General features: G+C 75.7%; 9 protein-coding genes and 1 pseudogene. 9 read left to right on the forward strand and 1 reads right to left on the reverse strand.

Features of this window, described 5'->3' with window-relative positions; all coding sequences use genetic code 11:
• Nucleotides 1-425 precede the first annotated feature (425 nt).
• Entirely contained in the window at nt 426-2,819 is a 2,394-nt protein-coding gene (locus tag BLR33_RS24440; RefSeq protein ID WP_093786728.1) for a phosphoketolase family protein, read from the forward strand.
• A gap of 91 nt (nt 2,820-2,910) precedes the next feature.
• Here BLR33_RS24440 and BLR33_RS24445 read toward each other — a convergent pair whose 3' ends face one another.
• The gene (locus BLR33_RS24445; RefSeq protein WP_093786729.1) at nt 2,911-3,777 is read right to left on the reverse strand and encodes a hypothetical protein; all 867 of its coding nucleotides are present in this window, start codon (nt 3,775-3,777) and stop codon (nt 2,911-2,913) included.
• 245 nt (nt 3,778-4,022) lie between these two features.
• Between BLR33_RS24445 and BLR33_RS35305 the strand changes: the two genes are divergently transcribed.
• The 8 genes and pseudogenes from BLR33_RS35305 to BLR33_RS24475 all read left to right on the forward strand — a co-directional run bounded on the left by BLR33_RS35305 (nt 4,023) and on the right by BLR33_RS24475 (nt 11,619).
• Nucleotides 4,023-4,187, forward strand: coding sequence for a hypothetical protein (locus tag BLR33_RS35305; RefSeq protein ID WP_176930432.1), 165 nt, complete (start codon nt 4,023-4,025; stop codon nt 4,185-4,187).
• A gap of 278 nt (nt 4,188-4,465) precedes the next feature.
• Complete coding sequence (locus tag BLR33_RS24450) at nt 4,466-5,440, forward strand: alpha/beta fold hydrolase (protein WP_093786730.1); 975 nt, start codon at nt 4,466-4,468, stop codon at nt 5,438-5,440.
• 26 nt (nt 5,441-5,466) lie between these two features.
• Nucleotides 5,467-6,324: pseudogene (locus tag BLR33_RS37285) on the forward strand (ketopantoate reductase family protein); the annotation flags it as partial.
• A gap of 141 nt (nt 6,325-6,465) precedes the next feature.
• Nucleotides 6,466-7,338, forward strand: a complete 873-nt coding sequence (locus BLR33_RS37290) for a sulfurtransferase (protein WP_456049201.1) — start codon at nt 6,466-6,468, stop codon at nt 7,336-7,338.
• Nucleotides 7,325-8,263, forward strand: a complete 939-nt coding sequence (locus tag BLR33_RS24460) for an ABC transporter permease (protein WP_093786732.1) — start codon at nt 7,325-7,327, stop codon at nt 8,261-8,263. The genes BLR33_RS37290 and BLR33_RS24460 overlap by 14 nt, the downstream gene beginning before the upstream one ends.
• Before the next feature lie 2 nt (nt 8,264-8,265).
• The gene (locus tag BLR33_RS24465; RefSeq protein ID WP_093786733.1) at nt 8,266-9,186 is read left to right on the forward strand and encodes an ABC transporter ATP-binding protein; all 921 of its coding nucleotides are present in this window, start codon (nt 8,266-8,268) and stop codon (nt 9,184-9,186) included.
• 206 nt (nt 9,187-9,392) lie between these two features.
• On the forward strand, nt 9,393-10,508 hold the full coding sequence (locus tag BLR33_RS24470) for an ABC transporter substrate-binding protein (RefSeq protein WP_093786734.1): 1,116 nt from the start codon (nt 9,393-9,395) through the stop codon (nt 10,506-10,508).
• Nucleotides 10,509-10,521: 13 nt separating this feature from the next.
• On the forward strand, nt 10,522-11,619 hold the full coding sequence (locus tag BLR33_RS24475; RefSeq protein WP_093786735.1) for an LLM class flavin-dependent oxidoreductase: 1,098 nt from the start codon (nt 10,522-10,524) through the stop codon (nt 11,617-11,619).
• Nucleotides 11,620-11,630: the final 11 nt, after the last annotated feature.

Below are 11,630 nucleotides of genomic sequence, written 5' to 3' on the forward strand. Positions count from 1 at the left end.
GCGCCGCGGGCACGAAGGGCGCGGGGTGGGGGCCCCGTGAGCGTGAGGGTTCCGGGTGGGGGTGCCCGTGGGCGTGAACCAGCGGGAGGTGAAAAGCCCTGGAGCCGAAGGGCGCGTCGCTGTCGAAAGGGAGAACACGCGGAGGTTTCCGAGGAACGAGGAAACCGAGCATGATCGACTGTCGACAACGACTCCAGCGCCCGGAGGCGGAAGGGCGTCCAAAAAGAGGGGGGAATGGCCGCCGAACACCGAAGACGGCCACACCCGGGGGCCCCGTAGGAGCAGCGGCTCCCCCGGGGTCCCCGTGAGCCCGAGTCCAACGCCCCCCAGCTGTGCCCCGAATGGCCCTGCTCGCATTCCTTCCGTACCGGGGACCCTAAGCACGTAACCCGGCCCCACTCCCCATTCCCACGGAGGATTTCGCGATGGCCACCGGTCTGACCGACGCCGCACCTGCCACCGCTGTGTCGCAGGAAGAGCTGGACGCCCTGGACGCGCACTGGCGGGCGGCGAACTACCTGGCCGTGGGCCAGATCTACCTGCTGGACGGCAACCCGCTGCTCACCGAGCCGCTGCGCGCGGAGCACGTCAAGCCGCGGCTGCTGGGCCACTGGGGCACCTCGCCGGGGCTGAACCTCGTGCACACCCACCTCAACCGCGTCGTGCGCAACCGGGATCTGGACCTGATCTGCGTGTGGGGCCCCGGGCACGGCGGCCCCGCGGTGCTGGCGAACTCGTGGCTGGACGGCACGTACACGCAGACGTACCCCGACATCACCCGCGACGGCACCGGCATGGGCCGGCTCTTCCGGCAGTTCTCCTTCCCCGGCGGGGTGCCCTCGCACGTGGCGCCCGAGACGCCCGGCTCGATCCACGAGGGCGGCGAGCTCGGCTACTCCCTCGCGCACGCCTACGGCGCCGCCTTCGACAACCCCGGCCTTGTGGTGGCCTGCGTGATCGGTGACGGCGAGGCCGAGACGGGGCCACTGGCCACCTCCTGGCACGGCAACAAGTTCCTGGACCCCGTGCACGACGGCGCCGTGCTGCCCGTGCTGCACCTCAACGGCTACAAGATCGCCAACCCCACCGTGCTGGCCCGCATGCCCGAGGCCGAGCTGGACGAGCTGCTGCGCGGCTACGGTCACGACCCGATCCACGTCACCGGTGACGACCCGGCGCGGGTGCACCGGGCGATGGCGGCCGCGCTGGACACCGCGCTGGACCGGATCGCCGCGCTGCAGCGGGCGGCCCGCGAGGAGGGGTCGGCCGAGCGGCCGCGCTGGCCGGTGATCGTGCTGCGCACACCCAAGGGCTGGACGGGCCCGGCCGAGGTGGACGGCCTGCCGGTGGAGGGCACGTGGCGGGCGCATCAGGTGCCGCTGGCGGAGGTGCGGACGAACCCGGTGCACCTGCGGCAGTTGGAGGAGTGGCTGCGCTCGTACCGGCCCGAGGAGCTGTTCGACGCGGACGGGCGGCCGCGCGAGCAGGTGCTGGCGTGCCTGCCCGAGGGGGAGCGCCGGCTGGGGGCGAACCCGCATGCCAACGGCGGCCTGCTGCTGCGGGCGCTGCCGCTGCGGGACCTGGACGGCTTCGCGGTGCCGGTGGACAAGCCGGGCGCGGTGCTGCACGAGCCGACCCGGGTGCTCGGCCGCTACCTGGAGCAGGTGATGGCCGACACCGCGGAGCGCCGCGACTTCCGCATCGTCGGCCCCGACGAGACGGCCTCCAACCGGCTGGACGCGGTGTACCAGGCGACCGGGAAGGCGTGGCAGGCCGAGGAGCTGCCGGTCGACGAGCATCTGGACCGGCACGGCCGGGTGATGGAGATCCTCTCCGAACACACCTGCCAGGGCTGGCTGGAGGGCTATCTGCTCACCGGCCGGCACGGGTTGTTCTCCTGCTACGAGGCCTTCGTGCACATCGTGGACTCCATGGCGAACCAGCACATCAAGTGGCTGCGCACCACCCGGCGGCTGCCCTGGCGGCGGCCGATCGCCTCCCTCAACTACCTGCTGACGTCGCACGTGTGGCGCCAGGACCACAACGGCTTCTCGCACCAGGACCCCGGCTTCATCGACCACATCCTCAACAAGTCGCCCGAGGCGGTGCGGGTCTACCTGCCGCCGGACACCAACACCCTGCTGTCGGTGGCCGAGCACGTGCTGAACTCGCGCGACTACGTCAACGTCGTGGTGGCCGGCAAGCAACCGTGCCTGGACTGGCTGACGATGGACCAGGCGCGGGCGCACTGCGCGCGGGGCGCCGGCATGTGGGAGTTCGCCGGCACCGACGACGGCACCCGCGAGCCGGACGTGGTGCTCGCCTGCGCAGGCGACGTCCCCACCCAGGAGACCCTGGCGGCGGCCCAGTTGCTCCGCCGCCACCTGCCGCGGCTGGCGGTGCGGGTGGTCAACGTCGTGGACCTGGCCCGGCTGCTGCCCCACGAGGAGCACCCGCACGGCATGACGGACGCGGAGTACGACGCGCTGTTCACGCCCGACAAGCCGGTGATCTTCGCCTACCACGGCTACCCGTGGCTGATCCACCGGCTGGCCTACCGGCGCACCGGGCACGCCCAGTTGCACGTGCGCGGGTACAAGGAGATCGGCACGACCACCACGCCGTTCGACATGGTGGTGCGCAACGACCTGGACCGCTACCGGCTGGTGATGGACGTCATCGACCGCACGCCCGGCCTCGCGGTGACGGCCGCTCCGCTGCGCCAGCGCATGGAGGACACCCGCCTGCGCCACCACGCCTGGATCCGCGAGTACGGCACGGACCTGCCGGAGGTGGCGGACTGGCGCTGGGAGGGCTGAACTCGCCCCTCCTACGGGCTGCTTGGGGCAGGGCTCCGCACCGGTGACGGTACGGGCCCCGCCCCCGCGCCGTGCTGTACGGGCCCCGCCGTCACGCGGCGGCCGCGGCCACCGTACGCAGGAAGGCCGCCACCGCCCCCGGGGCCGGGGGGAGTTCGGGGTTCCAGGGCAGCGCGGTGGCCGTGGCGGTGAGGTGCCGCCAGGTGGGCAGCGCGGCCAGCTCGGCGCGGGGAGTGGCGTTGGCGCGGGTGTCGGTGAGGAGCAGGGCGTTGCCGGCGGCGATGTCGCGCAGGGCGTCCCAGCCGACCGTGCGCCAGTTGACACCCGCGCCCGGGCCCGGATCAGCCAGCGGCAGGCCGAGTTCGGTGAGGCGGCGCAGCTCGGGCCAGGTGGCGGGGCGGGCGATGTGGACCTGGTCGGGTCCCGCAGGGGAGAGGGCGAGCGCGCGGGGAGCGCGGCCGCGGGCCACCGTCGAGCGCAACTCCTCCTCGGCGGCGGCCAGTTCGCCGCGGCCCGGATGGGTCCCGGCGCCGAGTGCGGCGGCCAGCGCGGCGAATCGGCCCACGATGGCGCCCAGATCGGCCTCGCCGCCCACGCCCAGCGCGGCCACCGGCACACCGGCCGCGTCGGCCGCCGGCTCGGCCACCGCGTAGGCGGCCTTGCCGTCGTAGGTGACGTCCACGACGAGGTCGGCGCCCGACTCGCGCAGCCGCGCCTCTTCCAGGTCGGCGCCCCGGCCGAGGTAGGGCACCGCCGTCAGGTCCAGCCCGCCGGACTTGGCGGGGTCGGGCGCCGCGGGGTCGTCGTGGCCGGAGCCGTAGACCGCGACCGGGTGCAGCCCGTACTCGGCCAGCGCCGCCGCCGCACGCACGTACGCGACGACGCGCGGGGCGCCGGAGCCGGACGCCTCGCGCCCCCTGTCGTCGGTGAACCGCCACTTCCGAAGATCGTCCGCCATGTCCGCTCCCCTTCGCCGACGCGGTCGCCACCTCCCACCCTGCGCCCCCCAACCCGCCGCGGACAAGGGCGCGTTCGGGCACCCGCGGGGCCGCGTCGGAGGCCGTCCGGACGCCGAACGGGGCGGGTCGTGGCCCTGCCGGGGCGGCGCAACGGCCACGGGGAGCGATCGATCAGGGAAGGTGATCGGTCCCGATCAGGAATCAGCGTTGGACGCCGGGCGCCTTGTGCTGCATGCTTCCAGGCATGACGACGCAGCCGACGCACCTGCTCGCGGAGAGGTCCGGACACGGTCCGGCCCGCGACGGCGCCTGCGTGCCGGCGAGCGCTCCCGCCGCTTCGCCGCTGCTCACCCAGCGCCGCGTCATCGACTTCGGCTTCGGCACCTCCGCCGGCTGTCGCCGCGGCTGATCCCCGCGGCCCGCGCGCCCGCCCGTCCGGCGGCCGCCCCGCGCGGGTGAACCCGTAGGGCCCCGAGCCCGCTCTCTCCCGTCTCCCGACGCTTTCGACGGCCCCGTCCAGCCGGGCCCCGCCGAGCCGCGCCACCGTGCCCCGGGCCCCCGCGGCCGCGCCCCGCCCCCGGCGGTGTGCCGCGGCGGCAGCCCCGGGCCGCCCGCACCCGTACCGGCACGCCGACGCCCGCGAGGGCACCCGCCGCCCGGCGGCCACGAGGATTCCGAGGACCCGCCATGACTTCCGCCAGCACCGCCCCCGCCGCCGCGACATGGGACGCCCCACCGCAGTTCGACCCGCGCGGCACCGTCCTGCTGCTGCCCGGCCGCGGCGAGGACCCGCGGCTGTACGAGCGCTTCGGCGCGCGGATCGCCGCGGACGCCTACCGGGTGACGGTCCTGCCCGACCCGAGCCGCCATGCCGAGGAGACCGCGCGGCAGTTGAAGGAGGCGCTGGCCGGCCCGGACGGCAAGGGCCCGGCCCGCCCGGTCGTCCTCGCGGGCTCCGACGCGGGCGCCCTGTTCGCGGTGGCCCTGGTCGCCACGGGCGAGGTCGAGGTGGACGCCCTGCTCCTGGCGGGCCTGCCGACAAGGCAGCCGGACGGGACCGCGGCCCCGGCTGCCGACAAGACAGCGCAGGCAGCGGCAGGGGCGGTCCCGGCGGCTGATGGCCAGGGGGCGCAGTCCGCGGCCGACGGCAGGACGTCCGTGGCGTCCGCGAGCGGCACGGCCCAGCCCGCCGGCACCGGTGCCGCCACCAACGCCTCCTCGCCCGGCGACGCGGCCCGCGCCGACACCGCCGCGTCCACCGGCTCCGAGGCCCCCGACCCCGGCTGGTCCGAAGAACTCGGTGCGCGGACCGCCTGCCCCACTCACCAGGGGCGCCTGGCCGACACCGCGCGGCTGGCCCGCGGCGCCCTCTACACCCCGCTGCCCCAGGAGTGGTTCGAGCGCGCCGACCTCGCGGCCGTCACCGTGCCCGTGCTCGGGCTGCACGGCGCCGCCGACCCCGTCAGCCCGCCGGCCGAGGCCCGCGCCGCCTACGCCAGGGCGCCGCGCGCCGAGCTGGTCACCCTGGCCGACGGGCGGCACGACTCCTTCAACGACATCTCGCACCGCACCGCCGCCGCCACCGTCGTGCTGTTCCTGGAGCGGCTGCGCGCGGGCGCGGACCTGGCGCCGATCGCGGTCCGCGAGGAGCTGCACCCGTGACCGCCCGGGCCGGCACCCGCTACGTCGTGATCGGCGCGGGCGCGGTCGGCGTGGTGCTCGCCGAGGGCCTGCACCGCGGCGGCGCGGAGGTGCTGCTGGTCGCGCGCGGCGGCCAGTTGGCCGCGCTGCGGGCCGGCCGGCTGCGGCTGCTGCGCCCGGACGGCCCGGTCGAGGTCGCCGTCCCGTACGCGGCCGGGCCGCAGGAGGTCGAACTCACCGGCCGCGACGTGCTGGTGCTCGCGGTCAAGACGCAGGACGCCGAGCAGGCCCTCGCCGAGTGGGCGTGGCGGCCGGTGCGGCGCGGGGACGGCCGGACGGCGCCCGCCGCCCGCGTCCTGCCGGTGGTGACCCTGCAGAACGGGCTGGAGGCCGAGCGGGCGGCGCTGCGCCGCTTCGCCACGGTGCTGGCCGCCTCGATCCGGGTGCCCGCGGTGTACGTCGAGGACGGCGTGGTGCTCTCGCCCGCGGTGCCGTTCCCCGCGGCGCTGTGGATCGGCCGCCACCCGTCCGGCGCCGACCACCCGGCGCTGGACCGGCTCGCCGCCGACCTGCGGGCGGGCTCCTTCGCGGTGCAGGTCACCGCCGGCATCACCGGCTGGAAGGCGGCGAAGCTGGTCGGGAACGCGCGCAACGTGCTGGGCGCCCTCTACCGGCCGAGCGCGCTGCGCGACCACGTCGGCGAACTCCTCGCCGACGAGGCCCGCTCCGTGCTCACCGCCGCCGGGCTCGCGCCCGTGGACGAGCAGGCCGACAGCACCCTCGACCTGTCCCGGCTCGTGATCGGCGACATCCCCGGCCACCCGTATCCCGGCAACTCCACCTGGCAGAGCCTGGCCCGGGCCGGGTCGCTGGAGGCGGACTTCCTCGGCGGGGAGATCGTGCTGCAGGCCCGGCTGACCGGCGCCGCCGCGCCGCTCAACCAGGCCCTGCTGGAACGCGTCCGGCGGGCCGCCGGCGAGGGCACCGCGCCCGGCTCGCTCGGCGACGCGGACCTTGCCGCGACCGTGCCCGGGCTGCGCCCGCCGGTGCTGGTGGACGCGGCCGCGCTGGCCGCCGAACTCGCGGGCGAGCGGCCGCCGTTGCTGCTCGACGTGCGGTGGGCGCTGGGCGACCCGCACGGCCGCGACCACTACCGGCGGGGGCACATCCCCACCGCCCGCTACGTGGACCTGGACACCGAACTGGCCGCGCCCCCGAACCCTTCCGGCGGCCGCCACCCCCTGCCGGACATCGAGGCCCTGCAACGCAGCGCCCGCGCCTGGGGGGTGACGGCGTCACGGCCGGTCGTGGTGTACGACGACGCGGGCGGCCTGGCCGCGGCCCGCGCCTGGTGGCTGCTGCGCTGGGCCGGAGTGGCCGACGTACGCCTCCTGGACGGCGCGTTCGGCGCGTGGAAGGCGGCGGGCGGGGCGGTGGCCGCGGGCGAGGAGGGGGCGGCGGAGCCGGGCGACATCGTGCTGAGCCCGGGCCACCTGCCGGTGATCGACGCCGCACGGGCGGCCCGGCTGCCGCGGCACGGCGTCCTCCTGGACGCCCGCGCGGCCGAGCGCTACCGCGGGGAGAGCGAGCCGGTGGACCCCAGGGCCGGCCACATCCCCGGCGCTCTGAGCGCGCCCACGGCCGGCAACCTGACCGCGGACGGGCGCTTCCGCGCACCCGACGCGGCCCGCAAGCGCTTCGCGGAACTCGGCGCCACCGCCGGCACCCGGGTCGGCGTCTACTGCGGCTCCGGCGTGACCGCCGCCCACCAGGTCGCCGCGCTCGCGGCGGCCGGGATCGACGCGGCCCTCTTCCCCGGCTCGTGGTCGGCCTGGTCGGCGGACCCGCACCGCCCGGTGGCCACCGGCCCGGCGCCGGGCGCACCCGTAACCGGAGGGGAGAGCGATGAGCACCAGTGAGATGTCCCGGCCGCCGGGACCCGTGCCACCGGTGCCGCCCGGTGCCGCGGCCGGCCCGGCACCGGCGGGCGAGGAGCCGCCGATCCGCGCTGCCGCGGGCACGGCGCTCGCGGCGGGCGGCGGGGTGGAGACGATCCGCCCGGCGCACGAGCGCCGCGGGCGGCAGGTGCCGCGCCCGCTGCGGCGGGCCGCGGGCCCCGTCACGGCCCTGCTGCTGTGGTGGCTGCTCAGCGCGACCGGCGTGCTCTCCCCCGACACGCTCGCCTCCCCGGTGCGCGTGTTCCACAAGGGCTGGGACCTGGCCGCCGACGGCCAACTCGGCTCCGCGATATGGGCCTCGACCCAGCGCGTGGTGGAGGGCTTCCTGATCGGCGCGGTGGCCGGCACGTCGCTGGCGCTGCTCGCGGGCCTGTTCCGGCTCGGCGAGGACCTGATCGACTCCACCGTCGGCATGCTGCGGGCGCTGCCCTGGGTGGGCCTGATCCCGCTGTTCATCGTGTGGTTCGGCATCGACGAGAAGCCGAAGATCGCCCTGGTGGTGATCGCGGTGACCTTCCCGCTCTACTTCAACATCTACGCCGGCATCCGCGGTGTGGACCCCCACCTGGTCGAGGCCGGAACGGTGCTGGGCCTGGGCCGGTGGGGGCAGATCCGGCACATCGTGCTGCCGGGGGCGCTGCCCGGCGCCCTGGTCGGCCTGCGCTACGCCCTCGGCAGCGCCTGGCTCGCCCTGGTCTTCGCCGAGCAGATCAACGCCAGCAACGGCATCGGCTACCTGATGAACAACGCCGAGCAGTTCTTCCAGACCGACGTGATCGTGGTCTGCCTGGTGGTCTACGCCGTGCTCGGCCTGGTCAGCGACCTGATCGTCCGGCTCTGCACCACGTACCTGCTGTCCTGGCGCGCATCCTTCGACGGAGCATGACGATGACCGAACCCACGGCGCCCGCGCGGTCGCAGAAGGCCGCGAGCCGGGCCCCGGAAAGCCCCGGCACCCCCGCCACCACCCCCGGGCCCGTCGGCCCGCCCGGCCCCGGCCTCACCGAGGCCACCGGGAACGACCAGTCCCCCGACACCTCCGTACGGGTGCGCGGCCTGGTGCGCGCCTTCGGGGCGCGCCGGGTGATCGACGGGCTCGACCTGGACATCCGCCCCGGCGAGTTCGTCGCCCTCCTCGGCCACAGCGGTTGCGGCAAGAGCACCCTGCTGCGGGTCCTGGCCGGGCTCGACCGCGACATCGAGGGCACCGTCACGGTGCCGCGGCGCCGGGCGGTGGCCTTCCAGGCGCCCCGGCTGCTGCCGTGGAAGCGGGTGTGGCGCAACGTCGTCCTCGGGCTGCCGGGACGGGCCGACCGCGCGCTCGCCGAACGCTACCTCGCCGAGGTCGGGCTGTCCGCGCGCGCCTCGGTGTGGCCCAAGACGCTCTCCGGCGGCGAGGCGCAGCGCGTCTCGCTGGCCCGCGCGCTCGTCCGGCGGCCCGATCTGCTGCTGCTCGACGAGCCGTTCGGTGCCCTGGACGCCCTGACCCGCGCCAACGCCCAGCGTCTGGTGGGCGAGTTGTGGACGCGGCACAACTGCGGGGTCCTGCTGGTCACCCACGACGTGGAGGAGGCGGTGCTGCTCGCCGACCGCGTGCTCGTCATGCGCGACGGCGGCATCGCCCACGAGGCGGTGGTCGGCCTGCCCCGCCCGCGCGACATCGGCTCCCCGGAGTTCGTCGCCCTGCGTACCTCGCTGCTCGCCCGCCTCGGCGTCGGCGACGACGCCGAGGGCGCGGCCCCCGCGCCGGCTCCCCGGGGCGGGGCGGCGGAAGAAGACCCCCGCGTCCCCGAACCCGCCGACGCCTGACCACCTCCCCCACCACACCCGCCGCGCCCCCGACTCCCGCCCCCACCTCTGCCGAACCGGTGCGAACCACCGCCCGATCCACCCCATCTCCCGCACCCAACACCCCCACTCCCCCGGCACTTCACGGTGGCCACCCGCAACGGCCGCCGGACACACCCCCACTCGCCTGCCCACCAGCCCCCGCACCGCCGACTCCGAGGACAGCCATGCCCCGCACCCTCCCGCGGCTCGCCGCCGCACTCTCCGCCGCCCTCGCGCTCGGCCTCGTGCTGGCCGGCTGCGGCAGCTCCACGAAGTCCGCAGGCACGGCGGACCGCGCGGACCCGGCCGCGGCGCCCGCCGCCTCCGGCGGGCCCGACCTGTCCGGGGTGACCCTGACGCTGGGCGACCAGGCGAACGGGCTGCAGACCCTGCTGGACGCCGCGGGCACCCTCAAGGGGGCGCCGTACAAGGTGAAGTGGGCCGAGTTCCAGGGCGCGGCCCCGCTCTTCCAGGCGATGCAGAGCGGCCAGGTCGACACCGGCACCGCCGCCGACCTGCCGACGCTCCAGGCGATCAGCGGCGGCCTGAAGATCAAGCTGGTGGCCGCCGCCACCTCCGACGGCTCCGGCACCGCGGTGATCACCCGCCCCGGCTCGCCCGTGCACTCGGTGGCCGACTTGAAGGGCAGGACCGTCGTGGTCTCCTCGGCCAAGGGCTCCATCGCCGAGTACCTGCTGGCCAAGGCCCTCACCGACGCGGGGCTGACGTACTCCGACGTCCACGTGCAGTACCTGCTGCCGACCGCCGCGCAGGCCGCGTTCAACGCCGGGAAGATCCAGACCTGGGCGACCTTCGGTATCTACCAGGACATCGCCATGCAGAAGGGCGCCCGGATCGTCGTCAACGGCCGCGACGGGCGCACCAGCGGCGTCGGTTTCCTGTCGGCCGCGCAGTCCTCGCTCGCCGACCCCGCCCGCAAGGCCGCCGTCGCCGACTTCCTCGACCGGCTGGCGCGGGCGTATCAATGGGCCGCCGCCCACCCCGCGCAGTTCGCCTCGGTGTTCGCCAAGAAGAACGGGGTGCCAGCCGACGTGGCCGCCACCGTCGTCTCCCAGGGCGCCCGCGCGCTGCAACCGGTCACCCCCGCCCTCGTCACCAAGGTGCAGGCCGTCTCCGACCTGATGCACTCCATCGGGTCGCTGCCCACCGACGTGCAGGTGGCCGGCACCGTCGACACCTCCGCCTTCCCGCACGCCCCCGGCGGCGCGGCGCCGGGCACGACGTCCTCGGCCGCCGCGACCTCCGGAGCATCCGCGTCGCCCTCCTCCTCGGCCCAGTGATCGGAGCCCTGCCATGCCCGTCGAGTTCATCAGCGCCACCCACACCACCGATGCCACCGAGGCCACCGGGCCCGGCCGCCACTTCGGCTTCGACGTCGACTACACCCGCCGCTTCGTGCGGGCGCTGGACGACGGCGGCTTCGACTGGACCCTGGTCGCCTACAGCTCCGCGAGTGCGGACGCCGAGCAGATCGCGCAGTTCGTGGTGAACAACTCCGAGCGGATCAAGCCGATGCTGGCCCACCGGCCCGGCTTCGTCTTCCCCACCCGCGTCGCCAAGGCGCTGGCCACCCTGGACCGGATCGGCCGCGGCCGGCTCGGCGTGCACATCATCTCCGGCGGCAACGACACCGAACAGGCCCGCGAGGGCGACTACTTGACGAAGGCGCAGCGCTACGCCCGGTCCGAGGAGTTCATCACTGTCCTGCGCAAGGTGTGGACGGCGACCGGGCCGATCAGCCACGAGGGCGAGTTCTACCGCTTCGAGGACTTCGCCACCGAGATCCGCCCCTACCAGGACGCGATCCCGATCTCGGTGGGCGGCTCCTCGCCGGAGGCGTACCGGGTCGGCGGGCGGCAGGGCGACATCTTCGGGCTGTGGGGCGAGCCGCTGAAGGAGACCGCCGAGCAGATCGCCGCCGTCAACGCCGTCGCGGACGCCGCCGGGCGGCCGCGCCCGCGGATCTGGGTGTCCTTCCGGCCGATCGTGGCGTCCACCGACGAGCTGGCCTGGGAGAAGGCGCACCGCATCCTCGCCCAGGTGCGGCAGACCGTCGCCGCCCGGCCGGCGGGCTCGCGCTACCCCAAGCCGGGCGACGGCCGCCCCGCCAACGTCGGTTCCCAGCGGCTCCTGGACGTCGCCGCCCGCGGCGAACTCCACGACCGCGCGCTGTGGACGCCGCTGGTCACCGCGACGAACGCGGCCGGCAGCTCCACGGCCCTGGTGGGCAGTTACGAGACCGTCGCCAAGGCGCTGCTGGACTACGTCGACATCGGCTGCGAACTGCTCTCCATCCGCGGCTACGACCCGCTCGCGGACGCCGTTGAGTACGCGCGGTACGTCCTGCCGCTGGTCCGCCAGGAACTCGCCCGTCGTCCGGTTGCCGCGTGACGGCCTCGGCC

It is taken from the genome of Actinacidiphila guanduensis (assembly GCF_900103985.1).
In the GTDB taxonomy this organism is placed as follows: domain Bacteria; phylum Actinomycetota; class Actinomycetes; order Streptomycetales; family Streptomycetaceae; genus Actinacidiphila; species Actinacidiphila guanduensis.